Here is a 21,810-nt window from a genome sequence, read left to right on the forward strand (position 1 = left end):
AGTAAATAAACAAAGTAATTTGTTAATATTTTATGGACATATTACGCTTTATAAATATAAAACTTACAGCACTAGGGAGTGTGTATGAGCAATGAAACACGTATCTGCAATAATAAGATGCAGAAAAATGATAATTCTTGCGTAAATGTTCAAAAACATACCCGTATACCTAGCATGAACGCATTAGCGATGTTTGTAAGCCAAATTTTTGTTGTAGTACTTCTCGCAATTGCAGCAATATTGCCAAACGCAACAGCAAAAATAACACTTATATTATGCCTTATCATAATGCTTACATTTATAGCGTTGTGGCCACTGCACGGAAATGTAATTGACCGAGCTATTGCATTATGCGCAGGAATTGCTTCTACATGGTTTGCAACCGGAGTATTAAAGGTATGGCTACCAAAAAGCGTCATTATTGATAACGAAACTGTGTCGATGAGTAAGTTCATTGCTGCAATTCACCCTTACGAACGCTGGGCTGTATCTTTTGCTCTAATTCTTGTAGCAGCAACATTTGTAACATTCTTGAGGCAAATGCTGCGCGAGAATCGCACAAATTTAGTACGAAATCTTTCGCACACGCTTACTGCAAGTATTGCTTGTGCAGCACTTCCGGGTTGGCTATTTTTGCCGTCAATTATTAGTTTTATGCCATCGCTTCGCAATTTAGATGGTGGAATACTCGTTATAGTACTGTGCATATTTATGCTAATCGCGCTATCAGGACTTTCATATTTATGGGTTCGCAACAATTATGAAGAATACAAAACTGGAATAGTTTCGCACGATATCGCCATTTCTATATTGCCAATAATGCTTTCAGGAATGCTTGTGTATATCGCAGGCCTTGGAATGCTAGTAGCTGCTTAAAATTATTTAAAAGCGTATGTAACGTTACGTTTTAATTTACTTTTGAAAGCAGCACACACTTACATAAAAACGTCGAAAGCACGGTATGTGTCTTCGACGTTTTATTTATTAGCTTTTAATGTTTATTGTTTTGCTTATTAAAAGCGAAACTTATTTTTCGCTTTCTTCCAAGCGCTTGCGAGCTGCGACGATTTCCTTCTCAGCCTGCTCTACACCAGCCCAGAAGTCACCAGGAAGAACTTCCTTACCTGGCTCCAAAGCCTTGTACTGCTCGAAGAAGTGCTTGATTTCAGCTTTATGATACTCGTTCACGTCATCGATATCCTTGATGTCGTCAAAACGAACGTCTGCTGGAACGCACAAAACCTTGTCGTCTCCGCCAGCTTCATCAACCATGTGATACAAGCCAACGGCGCGGCACTCAACAACACATCCTGGGAACACAGAATTTGGAATCATAACAAGAGCGTCAAGTGGATCGCCATCTTCGCCCAAAGTGCCATCAATATAACCGTAATCATCTGGATAACCCATAGCTGTGAAAAGGGTGCGATCCAAGAATACGCGACCAGTTTCGTGATCCACTTCATACTTGTTCTTAGAACCGCGTGGAATCTCTACCACAACGTTAAAAGTTTCTGCCATATTGGCTCCTTTGATAACTTTAATAACAATTCATATAACTGTTCTATCTCACTTTAGCGCGCACCGACGAACGACAGCAATAGAGCATATAAAACAAAATTTTGTTAACAAATTTCGTTAAATAATAAACGTTTTGTATCACTTACAGAAGTAGTATAAAATCACATATTTCTAGCACATCCTAGGCATAGCAACAAGACACGCTTTAAGCTATAAAAGTGTCTTAATACACAGTTACTATTGCTACGTTTTACACACGATATGTTGCATACATACCAGTATGGTTACCGAAGCGTAGGCAAGATGACAAAAAAGAGATGCGTGAACACTTCCACTGCTTCACAAGCAGATCAATCCTTCAAAACAAAGAAGGTTCCTGCAGAAAAAAATGCTAGTAAAACGACCTCAACTAATCTTTCAGCAAACGCAAATAATACCGTAGAAAAAACTATTCATAGCGCAAAAGCTGAAAATAAACAATCATCTACTTTACCTACAAATACTGTTTCGAAGCGAAATAAAGCAATAGACGGTTTAAGAGCTTTAGCAATTATTGGTATTGTATGCTTTCATATGCGTCCAAGCCTTCTTATGGGAGGATTCCTTGGAGTAACACTATTTTTGGTATTGGCAGGATATTTTTGTACGAGATCAGTTCTGCGCTATTTAAACGCAGATGAAAACGCAAAAAATACAAAAAATATCGGAGATAATAATAAAAATACTCAAGGAATCAAGCATTACTGGGAGTATTTACTAAAGCGCGTAAAAAGAATTTGGCCGTCAACACTTGGGATTATCGCTATAACAGCACCAATTATGTGGCTTTTTTCGCCAAGTCTACTACCAAAGTTACAAGCGGATGCTCTTTCAGGCTCCGGATTCTTTAGCAATATAATGTATGTTGCCCGTAAACTTTCATATTTTGAACAGTCCGGACTACCTTCTCCTATCAAACATCTTTGGTATCTCGGACTTTTAATGCAGGCTTTTGTTATATGGCCTATTATCCTTGCTGCACTTATTAAATTCGTGCGTAGCAAGCTAATACGCATGTATATCACAGCAGGCTTAGCCATACTTTCTTCTATTCTTACTTTTACTTTTGCCTACTTATTTAACAATTACACAACTCCAGCTCGCGTCTACTATTCTCTAGATACGAGAGCATCAGAATTCTTAATGGGTGCAATGCTAGCAATGTACGGTGCTTGGTTTGTCAAACATTCATTCCACGCGTGGCTTATTCATGCATTACATTTGCTAATGGGCAAAAAGAACATATCGGTCAGCTTAGCTTCATCAGTTAAGTTAGACAGTAGTGTAGATAATTCAGCACTAACGAAAAAATCAGATAAATCCTGCGCAAATAAAGAAAAAGAGTTTATTGAAGATGGAATACCTGCTGACTTGCGTAAAGGATTACAAATTGATTTATCAGATAATGGCGTAACTCCAGATATACAAGAACTTCCAAATAACGCATTCAATAAGCCAAAAACTGTTTTTTATAATCCACTTCGTGCATGGCAGCGATCTTGCGTTGGGTTATTGGCAACAATTGTGTTGTGCTACTGCTTCGTGTATGCAGAAGGCACATCTTCAGTATTTGTTTTTGGCGGATACACAATAACAGCAGCCGCTTGCACACTAATACTATGGTCTTGCACGCAAACTGATAATATTTGCTCAAGAATATTTGCATGGACTCCACTCGCCTATATCGGCAGACGCTCTTTTGCAATTTATTTAGTTCACTTCCCTGTTCTTGAATTATTCAACCCAGCAAATAGAACAACTGCTATTTCTACAGGAGAGCAAATCTTGCAAGCACTAGTAATAGTTGCACTTGCAGAATGCTTGTATCAGTTATTTGAAAAGCCAATAAAAGATCAACAATTATTTAAGCTTATTCGCTCTGTCTCACTAACTTTGTGCTGCATAATTATTGTGTCGTTAATTATCTTGCCAGTAAATTGGCAGGATATAGCCAAGCATAGGTCAATGCAGCTTCGCCCAGAATTGACAGCACAAGTAGAGCAATCTTCATCGTCAAATAAAAAACCTACTGCTTTTGACAAAACTAATTCTAAGCAAGAAACAAAAGAAAAAGCAGTTCCAAAAGGTGTGCAAAAGAATGTAGTAAAACAGTCTCTTCCACCTACACCATCGAAGTATCGTATTCTCTTCCCTATTGCAGAAAAAGTTCCACGAAATCTTGTTACTACTCATACGCGGATCGACAAACGACGCAATACTTGTTCCGTAAACTTAACTATGGTTGGAGATTCCATTACTGAAGGCGCTAAACCATATTTGATGCAAGTTATGCCTAACGCTTATATAGATGGAAAAGTGAGTAGACAAATTTTCCACGGAGCTGATGAATACGAGAAAGATATTTCGGCAAAACACGCTGGAGATGTGGTGATTTTCGCTCTTGGAACCAACGGTCCTCCTCATGACGATAGCGTGCTTCAACACATGGTTGATGTCGCAAAAGGTAGACCTGTTTATTTCGTTACCACACGAGTTCCGCAACCTTGGCAGGATGCAACGAACGATAGCTTACGCAAGTTCGCAGCAACTCATCATAATGTTGGCATTATAGACTGGCATGGTTTGAGTAATGGTCACTCGGAATATTTGACTGACGATGGAGTTCACTTAACTCCAATTGGCGGTCCACAATACGCGAAGATGATTCGTTTAGCTGTATGCGGCGGCTGAAAATTAGAGTTATAACGCGCTAAAACTTTTTAATACTGTTATTAAGCATAATAAATTGTGTTTTGCGTGGTGAAAATAGCTACGAAATATTACGATAGTATCTATGACTGAGTTGAGGACACTACGTGATTTGCAAGACGCTGGGGAAAGCGTATCTACTTGGACGAATCCTTTGCGCGATCCACGTGATTTGCGTTTAGCTCGCATTGCGGGTCCGTGCAGCCTAGTAATTTTTGGCATTACTGGCGATTTAGCACGCAAAAAACTTATGCCAGCAGTATATGATTTAGCTAATCGCGGGCTTTTGCCTCCAGGATTTGGTTTAACTGGTTTTGCGAGACGCGATTGGACGGATGAACATTTCGTAAACTTTGTGCGCGAAAATATTGAGCAGCATTGCAGAACGCCATTTCGTGAGTCAACTTGGATTAATCTCGCTAAAGGCATACGTTTCGTACGCGGCACCTTTGACGATGCGTCCGCGTTTGAGCGTTTAAGCAAAACAGTGAACGAACTTGATCGAGACAGAGGTACTCGCGGAAATCACGCTTTTTACATGTCTATTCCGCCTTCCAGCTTCCCAGTTGTTGCCCAACAGCTTGCAGCATCAGGTCTTTCGCACTCTTCTGAGCATGCTTGGCGACGCGTAATTATTGAAAAGCCTTTTGGCCACGATTTAGCGAGCGCACGAGAATTGGATCGCGTCGTTTCTGAAGTTTTTGATCCTAATTCTGTGTTCCGAATTGACCATTATTTAGGCAAGGAAACTGTGCAAAATTTGCTGGCTTTCCGCTTTGCTAACGCAATGTATGAGCCGATTTGGAACGCAAATTACGTCGATCACGTGCAAATTACGATGGCTGAAGATATTGGCATTGGCGGAAGAGCCGGATACTACGACGGAATCGGTGCTGCACGTGACGTGATTCAGAACCATTTGCTTCAACTTATGGCGCTTACTGCTATGGAAGAGCCTGTAAGTTTCCGCGCTAGCGATTTGACTGCTGAAAAAACGAAAGTTCTATCCGCAATCCGACTACCTCAAGACTTGGCTGCCAATACTGCTCGAGGACAGTATGCAGCAGGATGGCAAGGCTCTTACAAAGCTGTTGGATACTTGGAAGAGCAAGGAATCGACCCTAAAAGCACTACTGAAACGTACGCTGCAGTGCGACTTGACGTTGATACTCGCCGTTGGGCTGGAGTTCCGTTCTACTTGCGAACCGGAAAACGTTTAGGCAAGCGCGTTACGGAAATTGCTGTTATTTTTAAGCGCGCTCCGCATTTGCCGTTTGAGTCTACTGCAGTTCGAGAGCTTGGTAGCAATGCTATTGTGATTCGGGTGCAGCCAGACGAGGGCGTTACTATGCGCTTTGGTGCGAAAGTTCCTGGCGGAACTGCTATGGAAGTTCGAGACGTTTCTATGGACTTTAGTTACGGACGCTCTTTTACTGAAAGTTCCCCTGAAGCTTACGAGCGCTTGATTCTTGACGTACTTCTTGGCGAACCACCGCTATTCCCAACTACGCAAGAAGTAGATTTAAGTTGGAAAATTCTTGACCCTATTGAGGAATTCTGGAGTTCGCTTGGCACACAACCGCAACCATATCGCGCTGGAACGTGGGGTCCAGCAGAAGCTGATGCTATGCTTGCTCGAGATAATCGCCATTGGAGGCTGCCATGATTATCAACCTTCCTGATACTAATACAAGCAAAATTGCAGCAAAAATCGACGAATTGCACGAAGAGCGCGGCGAATCTGCTACTGGTCGAGTGCTCACTTTGCTTATTGATACAACTCTTAAAGAGTTAGAGTATGCACTTGATGCAGCAAACGCAGCTAGCCGCGAGCATCCTTGCCGAGTTATTGCAATGGTTCGAGATTGGTCTAGCGAGCACGCTGCTGAGCGCGGTGAGGTTGTGCCGAATCTCGATGCTCAAGTACGTTTTGGCGCAGATGCCGGAGCTGGTGAAATTATTATTTTGTATCCGCACAACGGTTTAGTTCGTCATCCGGATACGCTTGTCATTCCACTACTTGTGCCAGATGCACCGGTTGTTGCATGGTGGCCAACAAACGCTCCGGAAGATCCTGCTCACGATTTGCTTGGAGCTATGGCAAGTAGCAGAATTACTGACGCACAGCGAGCAGACGATACTCTTAAAACTGTGCAAAACTTGCGTAAAAACTGGTCTCCGCAAGATGCAGATTTGTCTTGGACGCGTTTAACTCCTTGGCGCGCGTTACTTGCTTCTATGCTCGATCAACCTCCACATTTGCCTATTCTTAGCGCGAAGGTTGTGGGTCCTACTCATTACGTATCTCTGCATTTACTAGCAGCTTGGCTTAAGAGTAGCTTGCACGTGCCTGCAGAAATAGTTGAAAATCCTGAAGCTCAAGCTATTACTTCCGTAACTTTAGAACGCGAGGATGGCACATTGTCACTCACCCGCCCTGCTGGCGGAGATCAAGCTTTGATTAGCCTGCCTGGACAGGCTGCACAACCTATTGCGCTTCCTATTCGCACTCTGGATGATTGCTTAAGCGAAGAATTGAGACGCATTGATCCGGACGAAATTTACGCGCAGCTGGTGCGAGATAATCCTTCAGAAAATGCGTGAAACATTACGTGAAACAATTCGTGAAATATTTTTAATTGCATAAAAGGAACAACTATGACAAATAATGAAGTTACTTTTGCACATAACGCAAGTATTTACGGATACGATAATCGCGATGTGCTTGCAGCCGTTGCAGCCCAACGTCTAGTAACGCTTATTATGGAATCACAGAATGATGTGCAAAATCTCAATAAACCATTTCATTTATTACTTACTGGTGGCACAGATTCAATACGCATGTTCCAAATGCTTGCTAATAACCCGCTTTTACCAGCAATTAATTGGAATTTAGTGCATATTTGGTGGGCAGATGAGCGTTTCGTAGCTTATGATAGCGAGGATCGCAATGCGCGCAAGGCTCGCGAAATGTTTCTTAACTTACTTACTTCTAACAAAGCTTTGGCAGAATCTCATATTCACGAAATGCCTGCAGATGAGCGTAATGCTGAGAAAATTGCAGCAGCCAGCGACGCTGAAAATGACGCTATTTTAGATGCTGCAGCGCGCGACTATGAGGAAGAAATCGTGAGCATACTTGGCAAAGAGCCAGTGTTTGATCTAGCGATTCTTGGCATGGGTCCGGATGCGCATATGGCTTCACTTTTCCCAGGATTACCGCAGGTTAATAATCGCGATCGCATTGTTGTTGGAGTAAATCACTCCCCTAAGTTGCCACCTATGCGCTTAACTCTTACTGTTCCTGTATTAGCTCACAGCCACCGAACTTGGTTCTTGACTGCAGGAGAAGAAAAAGGCGCTGCTTTAATGAATGTACTTTCTGGTGATAATAATCCTGAGTATCCTGCGTCTTTTGCAAACGGAACTGACGAAATCTCTTGGCTAACCACCGCAGAAACCTTGCAAGCTGCTATTAAGTAACTTGTATAGCTTTCTAGCAACATGCATAATACTCAGAACAATAAATAACAGACCTCTGCATAATAATGCAAAGGTCTGTTATCTCTAAATATTATTTGTTTTAATCTTGCTTTACTTCTGGGCGATTAGGCTCTGCCCACAAAGTGTGGAATACGCCTGGCTCGTCAATGCGACCGTAAGTGTGAGCGCCGAAGAAATCACGCTGAGCCTGAATAAGCGAAGCTGGCAAACGCTTGGAACGCAATCCATCGTAGTATGCAAGCAAGCTAGAGAATGCTGGCACAGGAACCCCGTGCTCAACTGCACGCGCAATAACACGACGCCAAGCAGCCTGCGACTTTTCAATAGCATCCTTAAAGTACGGTGCAAAAAGCAAAGAAACGCTCGCTTCACCGGACTCAAAAGCCTCAGAAACGCGGTTCAAGAACTGAGCGCGAATAATGCATCCACCACGCCAAATGCGAGCAACCGCAGCCTGGTCAATCTTCCAATCATGCTCAATTGCAGCAGCAGCAATCTCATCGAAGCCCTGCGCATAAGAAACAATCTTAGAAGCGTACAAAGCTTGGCGAATATCCTCAATAAACGCCTTACGCTCAGCATCGTTCAAATCAAAATGCACATCCGGACCAGTCAAACCTTGGCTTTCAGCAGCTTCTCGCAAAGCAACCTGGCTGGAAAGTCCGCGAGCAAACACGGCTTCAGCAATACCGGTAACTGGTATTCCGAGAGAAAGCGCAGACTGTACAGTCCAAGTACCAGTGCCCTTCATGCCAGCGTGATCCACCATCATCTCAACCAAAGGCTTACCAGTTTTAGCATCCTTCTGGCGAAGCACATCAGCCGTAATCTCAATCAAATAAGAATCAAGTTCGCCCTTATTCCACTCGCTAAACACGTCTGCAATTTCGTCGGATTTCATGCCCAAGCCGCGAAGCATTAAATCGTAGCTTTCGGCAATAAGCTGCATATCCGAGTACTCGATGCCATTGTGAACCATCTTCACAAAATGACCAGCGCCGTCAGTACCAATATGTGTTACGCAAGGCTCACCTTCAGCAACAGCAGCAATAGACTTCAAAATAGGACCAAGAGTCTTCCAAGATTCCTCAGTGCCACCAGGCATCATCGAAGGACCACGCAAAGCACCTTCTTCGCCGCCAGAAACACCGCAACCAACGTAATGAAGACCACGCGCGCGAATGTCACGCTCTCTGCGAATCGTATCTTCAAAATAAGAGTTTCCGCCGTCGACGATAATATCTCCAGGCTCCATAGCATTTGCAAGTTCTTCAATCACAGCATCAGTAGGAGCACCAGCTTTTACCATAATTATTGCGGTGCGCGGACGCTTTAGAGAAGCCACAAATTCTTCAACAGTTTTTGAAGGCACAAAAGCACCTTCACTGCCATGCTCATTCATTAAAGTTTCAGTGCGCGAATAATGACGATTATAAACAGCTACTGTATTTCCATGATGCGCAAGATTACGCGCTAAATTCGAACCCATGGCAGCCAAACCAACAACACCAATATTTGCCTGAGCTTGAGTCATAATGACACCTCTTATCTTGTACTTGTTTTGTTATTTGCACGCATGCTTTGCGCACCCAAGCAATCTGCATTATCTACAAAATGCACAACTTTTTATTTTGCGTTACGCCCCTTCAAGAAACGCACTTAATAATTTTATAGGCGGATATGCACAAGGCTTAACAATATGCAAGTTAAGTAGTTCCAAATATAAATTCTGTGAAATAGATTACATTTTTAATCGTTAAAACTAAGCTCATATTCACTTCATAAAACACGACACGCTTACAAACACGCTATTTTTAGCTATTTTAAATAATAACTATATATAGTGTTTACACAGTCGACACACCACTATAAATAGTGCTTATTCAGAGTAAGCTAACTACTTGGCTTTTGTCGATACAACACGGAATTGCAAAATTCCCCCATCACCAGAGGAGATTGAAATGACTATCACAGTGTTTACTAAACCTCATTGCCCACAGTGTGATGCAACTAAGCGACAGTTCACAAAACTTGGCGTGAACTTTGAAACAGTAGACTTGTCAAAAAGCCCTGAATCACTCGAACAGTTAAGAAATGCCGGATACCGTCAAGCTCCAGTAGTCATTGCTCCCGACGCATCCTGGAGTGGGTACCGTCCAGATCTAATTGCGCAAATTGCGGATAAACTCGGAACTTCCGCAGAGGCAGCAAAAGAAGCATAAGAAATGTGTGAGCAAGAAAATATAACACAACAAAGCGAGCCTGAATCGCGCGCACAAGGCGAATCAATCGGAGCTGTAGTCTACTTTTCCTCAGTTTCCGAAAACACGTTAAGATTTGTGCAAAATTGCGATTTTCCAAGCAATAACGTAAACGTGTACCGCATACCACTTCGCCCTAAAGAGCCGGAATTAAACGTGCGCGAACCGTACGTTTTGATTGTTCCAACTTACGGCGGTGGAAATATTGCGAAAGCAATACCAATGCAAGTTCGCAAATTCTTAAATAATCGCGAAAATCGTTCGTTTATTCGCGGGGTAATTTCTTCCGGAAATACAAATTTTGGAGAAGCATATTGCGCTGCAGGCGGTCAAATTGCAGGAAAGTGCAAAATCCCAAATATGTACTCGTTTGAACTCACGGGAACTGCAGAAGATATAGAAAAAGTAGCGCATGGGATACCGAGATTTTTAAAACAACTCAAAGAAACAGAACAAACGAAATAAACGAAATAAGTAAAAGAAACAAAACAAACAGCGTTTGAAAAACAAAAATAACGCATGAAGAAAGGAACAAACCCCATGAATAGCACAGATCCGATGAGCGAATCTACTTCGCTTAATCTTGATCACACTGATTCTGCAAGCACAACTGCCAGCACAACAGCAGAGCGCATTCGCAACAGCCGCGACTACCACGTTCTTAACGCTATGCTCGGTCTTTTTGACCCAGAAAAAGGCATTCAGTTTGATAAAGATCAGGAAGCAGAAAAGCTTTACGTTTCGGATTACGTGCAAGAACACAGCATGAAGTTTGCTTCAACTCGCGAACGCTTGAACTATTTGATTGACAACTATTACTACAACGGCAACGTGTTCAACAAATACAGCGATGAGTTTCTCGATAAATTCTACGAGCATGCAGAAGCCGCTCACCACACTTTTGGCACATTCTTAGGTGCTTTTAAGTTCTACACTTCTTACGCTTTAAAGACTTTCGACGGCAAACAGTATTTGGAAAACTTCGCTCAACGCGCAGCTGCAGTCGCTTTGGAACTCGCAGACGGCGACGAAAAAGCAGCGCTCAACTATTTGGACGAAATGCTTGCAGGTCGCTTCCAGCCAGCCACTCCAACGTTCTTGAATCTTGGTAAAGCTCAGCGCGGAGAGGCTGTGAGCTGCTTCCTCGTGCGTTTGGAAGATAATATGGAGTCTATTGCGCGCGGAATTAATTCTGCTTTGCAACTTTCTAAACGAGGCGGCGGCGTGGCTCTTTTGCTTACGAATTTGCGCGAGCTTGGCGCTCCTATTAAGCGCATCGAAAATCAGTCGAGTGGCGTTGTACCTGTTATGAAGCTTTTGGAAGATTCATTCTCTTACGCTAATCAGCTTGGCGCTCGTCAGGGCGCTGGTGCTGTGTATATTAGCGCTCACCACCCAGATATTATGCGTTTCCTCGACACTAAGCGCGAGAACGCGGACGAGAAGATTCGTATTAAGTCGCTTTCTTTAGGCGTTGTTATTCCAGATATTACTTTTGAGCTTGCTAAGCGCAAAGAAAAGATGGCTTTGTTTAGCCCTTACGATGTTGAGCGCGAATATGGCAAGCCTTTTGCAGACATTTCTGTTACTGAACATTACGACGAGATGGTTGCAAATCCTCGCATTCACAAGAAGTACATCGACGCTCGCGAATTCTTTATGACACTTGCGGAAATTCAGTTTGAGTCTGGCTACCCTTACATTTTGTTTGAGGATACTGTGAATCGCACAAATCCTATTAAGGGTCGCATTACTATGAGCAACTTGTGCTCCGAGATTTTGCAAACTCAGGAAGCAAGCACTTATAACGCTGACTTATCTTATAGTCACGTTGGCCGCGACATTTCTTGCAATCTCGGCTCTCTTAATATTGCTAAGGCAATGGATGGTGACTTGGGTGCAAGCGTTGATTTGGCGGTACGTGCGCTCACTTCTGTTTCTGAGCATACTTCGATTGATTCTGTACCTTCGATTCGTCGCGGAAACGCAGAAGGTCACGCTATTGGCTTGGGTCAAATGAATTTGCACGGTTTCCTTGCTCGCGAGCACATGCAGTACGGAAGCGAGGAAGCTCTTGACTTTACAGACATGTACTTTATGACTGTTGCTTACCACGCTTATAAGGCTTCTCACGCTTTGGCTGTAGAGCGCGGACACGCTTTTGCAAGCTTTAAAACGAGTGCCTACGCTAAGCCTGCAGGAAAAGACAACTATTTCGATAAATACACTGATGGAAGTCGTTCTCTTGAGCCTCGCACTCAAGCGGTTCGCGATTTGTTTGCTCGTTTCAATGTTGCGATTCCAAGTGTTTCAGACTGGGAGCAACTGCGCGACGAGATTTTGCGCGACGGCATTTACAACGAGTATTTGCAGGCTGTTCCTCCAACTGGCTCAATCTCTTACATCAACCATTCCACGAGTTCAATCCACCCAATTGCTTCTCGCATTGAGATTCGTAAAGAGGGCAAAGTTGGTCGCGTCTACTACCCTGCAGCATACATGACGAACGACAATATGCAGTACTTTAAGGATGCTTACGAGATTGGCTGGAAGGCAATTATTGATACTTACGCTGAAGCAACTCAGCATGTGGATCAGGGATTGTCGCTTACTTTGTTCTTCCCAGACACTACGACTACTCGCGATTTGAATAAGGCTCAGATTTACGCATGGCGCAAGGGCATTAAGACTCTTTACTACATTCGTATTCGCCAGAAAGCTTTGGAAGGTACGGAAATTGAAGGTTGCGTAAGCTGCACACTATAAGTAGTAGTGATAAAAATTTTAGCTACGTAGATATTTCCAAATTAAATAAAAAAACTTAAAAATTTTGTAAAACGTAAACACAAGATCAGGAGTAATTATGACAGAACTCGATACAACTGCGCTCGATCCAACAGCATTGCGCAGTAGCCTCGATAAGCCTTTCGGCACAAATCGCGTAATCGCAGATGACGCTATGATGGCAGCTTCTATCACACCATCTCAGTACCGCTACCATCACGGATCGCGTGTACGCCCAGTTAATTGGAATAATATTGTTGACGACAAGGATTTGGACGTTTGGAATCGTCTTATTGCTAACTTCTGGCTTCCTGAAAAAGTGCCGCTGAGCAACGATATTCCTTCTTGGCGTTCCCTCACCGATCTTGAACGCAAGACCACTACTCGCGTTTTTACGGGCTTGACTTTGCTTGATACTAGCCAGGCAACTATTGGCGAGCTTTGCCAGATTGAGCACGCTCGCACTGAGCACGAGCAGGCTATTTACACGAATATTGCTTTTATGCAGTCGATTCACGCGCGCTCCTACTCCTCTATTTTCTCTACTCTTTGCTCTAGCGAGGAAATTGACGAAGCTTACCGTTGGGCTGTTGGCAACGATGTTTTGCAGCAGCGCGTCACCACTGTGCTTTGCGAGTACGAGAGCGAAGATCCGCTTAAACGCAAGATTGCTGCAACTATGCTTTCTTCACTTCTTCTTTACGCGGGATTCTACCTTCCGCTTTATTTTGCTTCTCGCGGAAAGATGATGAACACTGCCGATATGATTCGTTTGATTTTGCGCGATAAGGCGATTCACGGCTATTATTCTGGTTACAAGTTCCAGCGCGGTTTGGAGCTTAGAAGCGAGAACGATAAGAAGAATCTTGAAAAGTTCACTATGAACTTGCTCGATACTTTGTACGATTTGGAAGTTGAGTATTCTGGTCAGATTTACGAAGGATTTGACTTCCACGATGACGTTTTTGACTTCGTTCGTTATAACGCTAACAAGGCTTTGATGAATCTTGGCTATCCTGCTAAGTACAGCGAAGAAGAAACTCACGTAAGCCCAGAAATTCTCGCAGCTCTATCTCCTGCTGCCGACGAAAATCACGACTTCTTCTCCGGCTCTGGCTCCAGCTACATCATGGGAAAGTCTGTTGAAACCGACGACGACGATTGGGACTTCTAGTCGCATAATTGATTGTTTATTTGATTAACTGACTGTTCGATTGGTTAACTAATTAATTTAATTAGTTAACCAATTTAATTTATCTAAGTCAATTATTGAACCAAAATATCGTATACATAAAAACTGAAAAATTAGAAAGTAACATGAGCCCCCTCAGCCTTTATGGTACACTATGGAAAAGAAACTGGTTTTGTTAATCCCTTTATGCAAAAATCAGCAGTGACTATCAATTCATCCTCCGTTTAAACTAAGCGTTTTGGGCTGAACTGAGCAGGCGCTCAAGTTTGGAATCCAAATTGATAAGGATGCCTAGCAGTTGTTAGTCACATCTATACGAAGAAAGAAGGTCAGTTATGGGGAAAATGACTTATAAAAAAGTACTTTGTGTTGTAGTGCTATTCAGTTCGCTGGTGGGGCTAGCGGCCTGCGGTAGCTCCAAAGCAAACAATTCAGCGTCTACGAAAATAACCCATCAGTCAACTAAAAAACATTCAAAATCAATCAAAAAACCTTCAGAAAAGAACGTTCCTGAGGCTTTTGTGAAAGGCGAAAAAGGAACTTTTGAAGCACTAGGTGAAACTAAACCCGTTATTTGGGACGCTTATCCTGATAAGTTGGCCTACGTGAAAGATGCTTTTTATCATTGGACACTTCAAGACGACTGGTTCCAAGTCATTACTGGTCACTACATGGTCGTCGACCGTTTAAATACTTCAGGAATGTTATTAAAGAAACTTCAAAAGGGCACACCAGTTAAATTAAACGGCAAAGACTATAAAGTGGCAGATTATAAAGACTTTGAAGGAGGAGGCAGCGCGGATAAATTGTTAAGCCAGTTCAAAGGATATGTTGAGCAATTCCCTAAATCTGCTTACTTTATTCAAACCTGTCTTGATGCCAGAACTTATGGCGGACAACGTTTAGTAGTTCTTGACGTAGCAAAATAGTAAATGGTTTAGCCACAAAATTTAGGCTATTTGCCAAATTTTGTTGTTTTGAAAATATTGCCTGTTAATCAATATCGTTGATGAACAGGCAATATTTTTTAACTGATTACGCGACTGTATCGTATAACTTTAATTGCACAGTCGCTATGTTATACGCGTTATCGTGGTTAATTTACGCTATCTGTCCTCTTCAAGACCAGCAGTGAATTTTTCTGCTAAGATGTGAAAGCCTTCTAAATATTCTCCATAACCATCGGCAATAATCGCATCGTCATGAACTACAAACTTATTATTTTCTAACACTACATACTTGGTAAAGAATTGCTCAAGCTCTGCAGCCAATTTATCAAAATCTTCTTCAGAAAGCTCATCGTCATCGTCACTAGTATTTGCTGCAGCAGATGGATTCCAATTTTTTACTCCAAAATCTTGACTCATGATATTCCTTCTTCTTAATGTAATCTATGAATATTGCATATTAGCATCCTAGACAGCAACCAAAAAGTTACTGATAAATAAAAAACAACTAAATAGGATTAAAATCTACCGTAATATAACTTAGAAAATATGAAATAGAAGATTAGCGAAGTGCTGTGTGCATTTCGCTAATCTTTATGAAATAAATTGTTCAATAACGATCATCAGGTATGAAGGCACGTGCAAAAGCAACAATAAGTGTAAAAACAAATGTTTCAATCCACCTATTTGGAGATGAAATGTAAGCAATTGTATTGCCACTAAATATTGCAAAAATTCCAAGCAAGCCAATAAATGTCAACGGCATATAAGTAGCTTCTCGTTTGATAAGTCGCTTAAAATAAGCCAAAATTTGCTTTTTCATAATGATTCACCTACCCCACTGGTCACGACATTGCCATGCGCAATACCCAATTGAAATGCAATACCAACAGAACCACCGAGTTTCTTTAACACTGTCTTTGCTAAGCGCTTCACCGCATAATTCCTTTCCTTAAAACGTTATTTTGCTGTACAAATAAATTGTGCAATGGCTCTCAGTGTAATAAAAAAATACTGTCATGTAATCAGCTGTAACTATATTTAGTGACACAGTAAAATTGGCAATACTTGTGATTGTTATTTTTGGGCTCAGTAGAAATTTTTATGCTGCAAAAATCAACCCAAACACATCCGTTATCGTGTCAGTTTTTGTTAGATTTGCAATTTTTGCCACGATAACTCTATAAATATGTCTTTATTTAAGAATGGTTCCAAAATGGAAATATTCTTAGATATTGATTGTTGAGAACATACAAACTACTAATCGTAAAAGTTTTTAAAAAGTTTTCTAAAAGCACTATCGTTAAAAATAGGTACACATATTTGTGTAGATAAAATCTGCACATTAGTATGTTGGTAATTTACAAAACAAGAATCACAAGGAGGTGCTTATTATGACCAATCCTTTGCGCGGTATACGAGAAGAGGACATTGTTAAGTACTTTAAAACGCATAATCTTTCAGTTGATAAAACGTATGTGCTTACTATGAAGTACAACCCTTGGTGGAAAGATTTAATCAAACTATTTTTGTTACCTAAATTATTCTATGTAGCGCAAAGCGTTGATGCGCGTATTGTTGCTGCCACTAATAATGAGTTTATTGTTGTTAATCCGAATACCATTTTAGGCTCGGGTAATCTAGTTAAATTAGACGATAAGCATCTTCATCGCATTCCGTGGAATCAACTCACTAATTTTGAAGTTATAAATAAGCCAACAACTCAAATAATTCGCTTTACTGCGAATGGTAAAACTGAAGAATGGAGTGTGCCAACGGAAAGTGCTAGCGTATGGCACTTTAATGTGTACAATCTTGATAATTTGAGAAAAACAATACAATCGCACATCTCTTGATAAGCGGATCCCAAAACAAGATACCATATATTGTATGAATACTACTTACGCAATTGTTGATAATGACACGCTTGTATTGCGATATATGCAACTTCTTCTGAAAAGTCGTTTGCCTGAAAACTTTGTTTGTGCATGGATGTGTTCTTCTGCAAAACAAGCTATTCATCGTTGCGTTACAGAAAATACTCCTGACATACTTTTAGTAGATATGTCAATGAGAGAAATGAGTGGTGTTGATGTAATTAAGGCAATTCGCGAGCGCAATAGCAATATTGTTTTTATTGGCATTACTTCCTACATGCTGGATGAATACGTATTGCAAGTTGCTAAGTCGGGTGGTCAAGCGCTAGTACATAAAGACAATTTAGCAGGCATAGTTGCAGCTATTCAATCGCGCACAACAAGCTACGGTTGCCCAGAATTGCCACAATATATTGACTATTTTCACACTCCGCAAGAATCATTCAATATGATTTCTCAACTTCCGAAGACCTCAGTTTTGTCTCCTCAAGAATCGGAAATTATGCGCTTGTGCAAACAGGGATCTTCTACGAAAGAGATTGCAGATCAGCTTAATGTGAAAGTTTCAACAGTCAACACGCACTTACGGCGTATTTATGGAAAACTTCAAGTTAAAAGTCGTATGCAAGCGCTCGCTGCGCTCGCAAAATATTCGCATGACATATAACGTGTAAGAAATTAACATGTAAAAGTAGGTAGTTATGAAATTATTAACGCGTATGATCAATTTTTTGCCGCATGATGCCTGGCAGAAAATTGGAATTGGCACAATCATAAGTTGTACTTTGATTCTTGAAATTTGTTCCTATAATAATCTTCATTACTACTCTAATTGGCATGCAATTACGGTTGAAATAGTATGGATTGTAATCTGCTTATGTATTGCAATATGGCCTCGTAAAGCATCTTTTATTGTGCTTATTTGGATGCCGTTGGTAATTATTGCGCCAAATATCAACTACTCATCTATGATGCTTACCATATTGATTTGTTTAGCAATTGCTGTAATTACTCAACCTTGGTACACTGTGCTTTCTTCTTGCGGAGTTTCTTCATGGTTCTTTATTATCTGCGATTTTCAAAACGCTTATGTGTTAGCGTGGTGGCTTCTTATCACTCTTATTTCTAGCGCAATCGTAAAATACTATATTTCCACTATTCACCAACAGCAGGAACAGTTATTTGCACAGCGTTACAACATTTTTCAAAAATATGCCACTATTGCAGCAATTCGCATGCACGATGAAGTAACTAATGAGCTTTCCAGCATTATGATGATGGCTCAACAATCTATTGAACCTCAAACAACTCATGACCAAGAACATGAAAATTCGCGAGAGATTCTTCAACGTGCTACTACAACTGTTCATAGAGCACGTAATATTATTTCTCTTCTTGACAATGCTACAACTGCAAGCACTGGCGATGTTATGCAATCGACTACATTTTATAAAGATTTTTGCACAGGCTTACGTGTTTTATTTGACTGTGAACAAAAGTCATTTGAAAAGCTTGACTATATTGGTTCCATTGACTTGAGTAGTGATTTAGCTACTGAAAATTCGAGATCAGCACATTTACCTTTTGAAGAATGTGCTCAAATTGAATATATTTGCAGAGAACTGCTTGCGAACGTAAAAAAGCATGCTGCAAAACCTAAAGAATACGCCATGAATGTAATGCTTAATGACCATGAATGTCATATTACGTGTATAAATAGTGCGCAACGAGGCGTTCTTGCTAACTTGCAATTAGGATATGGACTGCGTTTTCATAAGATGCTTGCGGAACGAGTTGGCGGAACTTTTAAAGTTATTGAAGATGGCGATTCGTGGATTATTAATGTACATGTTCCACTTCATGTAGAGAAATAGTCATTGTGCTTTCTTGCGCTTTAATCGAGTATTTGGACACGTTTTAATCGAGTATTTGGACGAAGCTTTGCACAGAAGATGCAAGTAAGCGGTTAATTTGCAATGCAGAATGCTGTTTCGTTGCTATGTCATACACGTTATCGTGGCAGTTTTTGTAAGATTTGCAATTTTTGCCACGATAACTTGCTTAAAAAATATAGTTATACAAAAGGAATAACATTTTCAAGCGAACTTGATGAAATTATAAACTTATTGAACGTTCTTAGCTCTAAGCAAAATGACTAAATTTTGTATCCATTGGCGACAAAGCGACAATTTTGGCGACATAAAAATGCCGCTTTGTGTCATATCTCTCATGTTTATTCTTGACAAACTCATATAACAACTTTAATATTTTTAATAAAAGTTTAATTTAATTAAAGTTTTATAGGTTGACGAAAGGGGTGATATGGATCATATTCCAAAATGGATGGCTAATCTCACAGACGAAGATATGTCGTTTATAAAGAACTTTGTATTATCGTCTGGATCGTTAAAAGAAATGTCGCAAATGTATCAAGTCTCTTACCCAACGATGAGAATCAGGCTTAACCGGCTCATTGAAAAGCTGCGCATAAGCGACAATGAACCAGAAGACCCGTTCGTTCTTTTAGTAAAGAGTCTTGCTATTGACGATAAATACGATGTTGACACAGCTCGAACACTCATAAACGAATATAGAAAAAGAAAGGATGAATCATGAGCTATGCATTATTTGGTCCAATAATTGACATTCTTATTGCACTTGTTATATGCGTATTAGTGTTCTTTATTGCAAGAAGTCTTATTCGATATGCGCATTCTCTTAAGAAAGACGATAAGTCATCTAAGCAGTCTGCAGAAGATAAAAGAATTGTATTACAAGACTTATAAAACACAAAAATCACACGTTATCGTGGCAAAAATTGCAAAATTCGCAAAAACTGCCACGATAACTCGAGAGTTTAAGTACTGCTAGTTTAGTGGAATAACAACATTGACCAGCCAAGTGTCATCATCTTTTTGCGCGTTTAAAGATCCACCTAAACGTTCCACAGATTTTTTGTGGAATAGTAACCCTTTGCCAAAAACAAGTCTTCCACCAAACTTATTCGACAACGAATTCATGCACATTATTTTGCATTCTCGCTCATCAACAGTAACGTTCATAGAAAAGTCAACGCTAGTATTGCAATGCTTGCGAATATTAGTAAGCAACTCGCTGCACATGCGAATAGCACATTGAGCTTTTTCAGTACTAACAGTTGCAGATGCAGCAAAATCACCACTCCCCGAACTTTTATCAACCACTATTAAAGAGCCATAGTACCCAAGCTGCTCACAAATTTGCCGTTCAGCCTGTAAACGCGCACGAATATTGCATAAAAGATCAGTCAAATTCATGCAATCATTGCTATTAGAACTATAAACAAACTGCGTACTAGCAATATTTGAATCTAAAGAATCATCATACTTTTGTTCAGCTTGCTCAAGCAGGCTGATAACAAGTCTCGCTTTGGAAAGTGCATTACGCGAATGTTCAATAATCTGCTCTAACGATTCTTTTGTATGTTCATTGTTCTCAACATATAAAGCATCCGTCGCAAGCAACGTAATATCAGTAATCTCATTGTTCACATCGTCATGCAATTGCAACGCAACAGACGCAATATAAGACTGGAACTTACTCCGTACAATATCCATTTTTGCGCGATTATTTTCTTCCAACATGTTCAAATATTTGCGCAAAGCGTAGCCACAAATCATAGAAATAAGAACAAAACAAGGAAAAGTAAGCGGAATGTACGCCATTTTTGCAAAGTACATAATATTAAGCGAAACTATGTAAGCGCAAAGCAAATACTTCCACGAATCGTAAAAGCCTGCAACAAGCATGCCAGCGAGCAGCGCAAAAAGCACACAAGTTGCATTTACGCCTGGTACTGCTAACGTTACGCAATAAAAAATCGGAGTTACGAGTGATATTTGACGCGGAAAAGCAATCATAAGAAAAGTTGCAAACATCCAAACGTATTGGCACGCAGATTGTAATGGATTGTGCCACAAACCAGCTGTATTGCAAGATTGCACGTCCATTGATACTACAAGAATCGCCAATATTATGAATAAAGTTCGCTGAATTTTCCAGCTTTTAACCAACTCAATAACGCGCGAAAATGTGTTCATTAACATGCGTTATCCGTTTCTTGCAAAAAATTCGGATGATTCTGCGGCGAATTATAAGCATACGACAGATTGCTATTTTGCTCACGATTTTGCATTGCAGCAAATGCGGATATTGCTTGCACTCGGTTAGAAACATGCAATTTTTTGTAAATTCTATGAATATGCGTGTTAATAGTGTTTGGCATAAGACCAAGTTGAGCCGCAATCTGATTCGTTGTGTAGCCTTTAGCAAGCAGATCCATGATTTTTAGTTCTTGAGGCGGCAAAACGCTACGCGATCTTGATTTAGAAAGCCTAATAAAAGATTCTTGCGGTGTAGCAAAATCGTAAGCAACGTCTTTAACGCAACGGCAGCCATACGCGTGCTGATTATTACAATATTGCAAAGCTTCTGCTAGCCCTTTGAAATTGTCTTTAGCAACCATTGCCTGCCCACCAACTTGCGCCACTGACGAAGCATAGGATCTGCAGTCATACGAAGTCATACCAATTAAAATAATGCTATTGTTTTTCTCACGAATTGCGCGTATTACGTCTACTCCAGACATGTCTTTCATTGACATATCAATCAAAATATAATCCGGAGTAGTTTTTGCTACTTGGCAGTATTCCAAAGCTTGCGCTCCAGATTTTACGCACCATTTGCACGCGTACTCGCTTGGCAAAAGCTTGCTGAGCACGTTTCGCATAACCGCTAAAACTAATGGGTCGTTATCTACTATTGCATACGTTTTTTGCATAATGGCTTTCTTGCAATTTCACGCTACTTTTCTTATATTTTACTTTATAAGTGCGCACAAAATAGAGCAAATTGTGTAGCAAGAAATGATTACAAGTAATGCATGTAAGTCAAATGTGATTATAATAAGTGACAGTATGCGACTTTTGGTTGCGTTG

The 21,810-nt window shown here is 40.8% G+C and carries 21 protein-coding genes; 15 read left to right on the top strand and 6 right to left on the bottom strand.

Annotation, left to right across the window (positions count from 1 at the left end):
* Positions 1–84: 84 nt before the first annotated feature.
* The gene (locus HXT38_RS05265; protein ID WP_421791763.1) at positions 85–876 is read left to right on the top strand and encodes a beta-carotene 15,15'-monooxygenase; all 792 of its coding nucleotides are present in this window, start codon (positions 85–87) and stop codon (positions 874–876) included.
* A gap of 150 nt (positions 877–1,026) precedes the next feature.
* Here HXT38_RS05265 and HXT38_RS05270 read toward each other — a convergent pair whose 3' ends face one another.
* Entirely contained in the window at positions 1,027–1,521 is a 495-nt protein-coding gene (locus HXT38_RS05270; protein ID WP_004105658.1) for an inorganic diphosphatase, read from the bottom strand.
* Between the two features lie 303 nt (positions 1,522–1,824).
* Here HXT38_RS05270 and HXT38_RS05275 point away from each other — a divergent pair, with 303 nt between their 5' ends.
* The 4 genes from HXT38_RS05275 (at position 1,825) to pgl (ending at position 7,752) form a co-directional block, all read left to right on the top strand.
* Positions 1,825–4,251 carry an acyltransferase family protein gene (locus tag HXT38_RS05275; RefSeq protein ID WP_196776767.1) on the top strand — a complete coding sequence of 809 codons (2,427 nt, stop codon included), beginning with the start codon at positions 1,825–1,827 and terminating at the stop codon, positions 4,249–4,251.
* Positions 4,252–4,354: 103 nt separating this feature from the next.
* Entirely contained in the window at positions 4,355–5,935 is a 1,581-nt protein-coding gene (gene zwf, locus HXT38_RS05280) for a glucose-6-phosphate dehydrogenase (RefSeq protein WP_004105660.1), read from the top strand.
* On the top strand, positions 5,932–6,873 hold the full coding sequence (locus HXT38_RS05285) for a glucose-6-phosphate dehydrogenase assembly protein OpcA (protein ID WP_421791765.1): 942 nt from the start codon (positions 5,932–5,934) through the stop codon (positions 6,871–6,873). The genes zwf and HXT38_RS05285 overlap by 4 nt, the downstream gene beginning before the upstream one ends.
* A gap of 54 nt (positions 6,874–6,927) precedes the next feature.
* The gene (gene pgl, locus HXT38_RS05290; RefSeq protein ID WP_410297144.1) at positions 6,928–7,752 is read left to right on the top strand and encodes a 6-phosphogluconolactonase; all 825 of its coding nucleotides are present in this window, start codon (positions 6,928–6,930) and stop codon (positions 7,750–7,752) included.
* Positions 7,753–7,852: 100 nt separating this feature from the next.
* On the opposite strand, the gene gndA is transcribed toward pgl, so the two are convergent.
* A complete protein-coding gene (gene gndA, locus HXT38_RS05295) occupies positions 7,853–9,307 on the bottom strand; it encodes an NADP-dependent phosphogluconate dehydrogenase (protein WP_004574149.1) in 1,455 nt (484 codons plus the stop codon).
* 427 nt (positions 9,308–9,734) lie between these two features.
* Here gndA and nrdH point away from each other — a divergent pair, with 427 nt between their 5' ends.
* From nrdH to HXT38_RS05320, 5 genes are all read left to right on the top strand, one after another.
* Positions 9,735–9,995, top strand: coding sequence for a glutaredoxin-like protein NrdH (gene nrdH, locus HXT38_RS05300; protein ID WP_004574150.1), 261 nt, complete (start codon positions 9,735–9,737; stop codon positions 9,993–9,995).
* Positions 9,996–9,998: 3 nt separating this feature from the next.
* Entirely contained in the window at positions 9,999–10,499 is a 501-nt protein-coding gene (gene nrdI, locus HXT38_RS05305; protein WP_064621463.1) for a class Ib ribonucleoside-diphosphate reductase assembly flavoprotein NrdI, read from the top strand.
* 75 nt (positions 10,500–10,574) lie between these two features.
* Positions 10,575–12,800 carry a class 1b ribonucleoside-diphosphate reductase subunit alpha gene (gene nrdE / locus HXT38_RS05310; RefSeq protein ID WP_421791767.1) on the top strand — a complete coding sequence of 742 codons (2,226 nt, stop codon included), beginning with the start codon at positions 10,575–10,577 and terminating at the stop codon, positions 12,798–12,800.
* Positions 12,801–12,897: 97 nt separating this feature from the next.
* A complete protein-coding gene (nrdF, locus tag HXT38_RS05315; RefSeq protein WP_004105670.1) occupies positions 12,898–13,992 on the top strand; it encodes a class 1b ribonucleoside-diphosphate reductase subunit beta in 1,095 nt (364 codons plus the stop codon).
* 353 nt (positions 13,993–14,345) lie between these two features.
* Positions 14,346–14,939, top strand: a complete 594-nt coding sequence (locus HXT38_RS05320; protein WP_004105672.1) for a hypothetical protein — start codon at positions 14,346–14,348, stop codon at positions 14,937–14,939.
* 177 nt (positions 14,940–15,116) lie between these two features.
* Here HXT38_RS05320 and HXT38_RS05325 read toward each other — a convergent pair whose 3' ends face one another.
* Both HXT38_RS05325 and HXT38_RS05330 read right to left on the bottom strand, forming a co-directional pair.
* The gene (locus tag HXT38_RS05325) at positions 15,117–15,377 is read right to left on the bottom strand and encodes a hypothetical protein (protein ID WP_004105674.1); all 261 of its coding nucleotides are present in this window, start codon (positions 15,375–15,377) and stop codon (positions 15,117–15,119) included.
* 190 nt (positions 15,378–15,567) lie between these two features.
* Entirely contained in the window at positions 15,568–15,780 is a 213-nt protein-coding gene (locus HXT38_RS05330; RefSeq protein WP_004105675.1) for a hypothetical protein, read from the bottom strand.
* A 571-nt stretch (positions 15,781–16,351) separates the two neighbouring features.
* On the opposite strand from HXT38_RS05330, the gene HXT38_RS05335 reads away from it, so the two are divergent.
* The 5 genes from HXT38_RS05335 to HXT38_RS05355 all read left to right on the top strand — a co-directional run bounded on the left by HXT38_RS05335 (position 16,352) and on the right by HXT38_RS05355 (position 19,620).
* On the top strand, positions 16,352–16,813 hold the full coding sequence (locus HXT38_RS05335) for a hypothetical protein (protein WP_421791769.1): 462 nt from the start codon (positions 16,352–16,354) through the stop codon (positions 16,811–16,813).
* 34 nt (positions 16,814–16,847) lie between these two features.
* Positions 16,848–17,501, top strand: coding sequence for a response regulator transcription factor (locus HXT38_RS05340; RefSeq protein WP_421791771.1), 654 nt, complete (start codon positions 16,848–16,850; stop codon positions 17,499–17,501).
* A gap of 34 nt (positions 17,502–17,535) precedes the next feature.
* Positions 17,536–18,708 carry an exodeoxyribonuclease V gene (locus HXT38_RS05345; RefSeq protein WP_421791773.1) on the top strand — a complete coding sequence of 391 codons (1,173 nt, stop codon included), beginning with the start codon at positions 17,536–17,538 and terminating at the stop codon, positions 18,706–18,708.
* A gap of 448 nt (positions 18,709–19,156) precedes the next feature.
* A complete protein-coding gene (locus HXT38_RS05350) occupies positions 19,157–19,450 on the top strand; it encodes a DUF2089 family protein (RefSeq protein ID WP_004110367.1) in 294 nt (97 codons plus the stop codon).
* Positions 19,447–19,620, top strand: a complete 174-nt coding sequence (locus tag HXT38_RS05355) for a hypothetical protein (RefSeq protein ID WP_004105682.1) — start codon at positions 19,447–19,449, stop codon at positions 19,618–19,620. Before HXT38_RS05350 ends, HXT38_RS05355 begins: the two co-directional genes overlap by 4 nt.
* Positions 19,621–19,701: 81 nt before the next feature.
* Here the strand turns inward: HXT38_RS05355 and HXT38_RS05360 are convergent, their stop codons facing one another.
* Positions 19,702–20,919 (bottom strand): histidine kinase, encoded by a 1,218-nt coding sequence (locus HXT38_RS05360; RefSeq protein WP_174164275.1) that lies wholly within the window; start codon positions 20,917–20,919, stop codon positions 19,702–19,704.
* On the bottom strand, positions 20,913–21,653 hold the full coding sequence (locus HXT38_RS05365; RefSeq protein WP_421791775.1) for a LuxR C-terminal-related transcriptional regulator: 741 nt from the start codon (positions 21,651–21,653) through the stop codon (positions 20,913–20,915). The genes HXT38_RS05360 and HXT38_RS05365 overlap by 7 nt, the downstream gene beginning before the upstream one ends.
* Positions 21,654–21,810 lie beyond the last annotated feature (157 nt).

The organism is Gardnerella sp. DNF01157, assembly GCF_049244225.1.
Taxonomy (GTDB): domain Bacteria; phylum Actinomycetota; class Actinomycetes; order Actinomycetales; family Bifidobacteriaceae; genus Bifidobacterium; species Bifidobacterium leopoldii.

Bases quoted from the DNA above. Each gene is read 5' to 3' on its own strand.
- HXT38_RS05265 (WP_421791763.1), top strand. From the start codon at position 85: ATGAGCAATGAAACACGTATCTGCAATAATAAGATGCAGAAAAATGAT.
- HXT38_RS05270 (WP_004105658.1), bottom strand. From the start codon at position 1,521: ATGGCAGAAACTTTTAACGTTGTGGTAGAGATTCCACGCGGTTCTAAG.
- HXT38_RS05275 (WP_196776767.1), top strand. From the start codon at position 1,825: ATGACAAAAAAGAGATGCGTGAACACTTCCACTGCTTCACAAGCAGAT.
- zwf (WP_004105660.1), top strand. From the start codon at position 4,355: ATGACTGAGTTGAGGACACTACGTGATTTGCAAGACGCTGGGGAAAGC.
- HXT38_RS05285 (WP_421791765.1), top strand. From the start codon at position 5,932: ATGATTATCAACCTTCCTGATACTAATACAAGCAAAATTGCAGCAAAA.
- pgl (WP_410297144.1), top strand. From the start codon at position 6,928: ATGACAAATAATGAAGTTACTTTTGCACATAACGCAAGTATTTACGGA.
- gndA (WP_004574149.1), bottom strand. From the start codon at position 9,307: ATGACTCAAGCTCAGGCAAATATTGGTGTTGTTGGTTTGGCTGCCATG.
- nrdH (WP_004574150.1), top strand. From the start codon at position 9,735: ATGACTATCACAGTGTTTACTAAACCTCATTGCCCACAGTGTGATGCA.
- nrdI (WP_064621463.1), top strand. From the start codon at position 9,999: ATGTGTGAGCAAGAAAATATAACACAACAAAGCGAGCCTGAATCGCGC.
- nrdE (WP_421791767.1), top strand. From the start codon at position 10,575: ATGAATAGCACAGATCCGATGAGCGAATCTACTTCGCTTAATCTTGAT.
- nrdF (WP_004105670.1), top strand. From the start codon at position 12,898: ATGACAGAACTCGATACAACTGCGCTCGATCCAACAGCATTGCGCAGT.
- HXT38_RS05320 (WP_004105672.1), top strand. From the start codon at position 14,346: ATGGGGAAAATGACTTATAAAAAAGTACTTTGTGTTGTAGTGCTATTC.
- HXT38_RS05325 (WP_004105674.1), bottom strand. From the start codon at position 15,377: ATGAGTCAAGATTTTGGAGTAAAAAATTGGAATCCATCTGCTGCAGCA.
- HXT38_RS05330 (WP_004105675.1), bottom strand. From the start codon at position 15,780: ATGAAAAAGCAAATTTTGGCTTATTTTAAGCGACTTATCAAACGAGAA.
- HXT38_RS05335 (WP_421791769.1), top strand. From the start codon at position 16,352: ATGACCAATCCTTTGCGCGGTATACGAGAAGAGGACATTGTTAAGTAC.
- HXT38_RS05340 (WP_421791771.1), top strand. From the start codon at position 16,848: ATGAATACTACTTACGCAATTGTTGATAATGACACGCTTGTATTGCGA.
- HXT38_RS05345 (WP_421791773.1), top strand. From the start codon at position 17,536: ATGAAATTATTAACGCGTATGATCAATTTTTTGCCGCATGATGCCTGG.
- HXT38_RS05350 (WP_004110367.1), top strand. From the start codon at position 19,157: ATGGATCATATTCCAAAATGGATGGCTAATCTCACAGACGAAGATATG.
- HXT38_RS05355 (WP_004105682.1), top strand. From the start codon at position 19,447: ATGAGCTATGCATTATTTGGTCCAATAATTGACATTCTTATTGCACTT.
- HXT38_RS05360 (WP_174164275.1), bottom strand. From the start codon at position 20,919: ATGTTAATGAACACATTTTCGCGCGTTATTGAGTTGGTTAAAAGCTGG.
- HXT38_RS05365 (WP_421791775.1), bottom strand. From the start codon at position 21,653: ATGCAAAAAACGTATGCAATAGTAGATAACGACCCATTAGTTTTAGCG.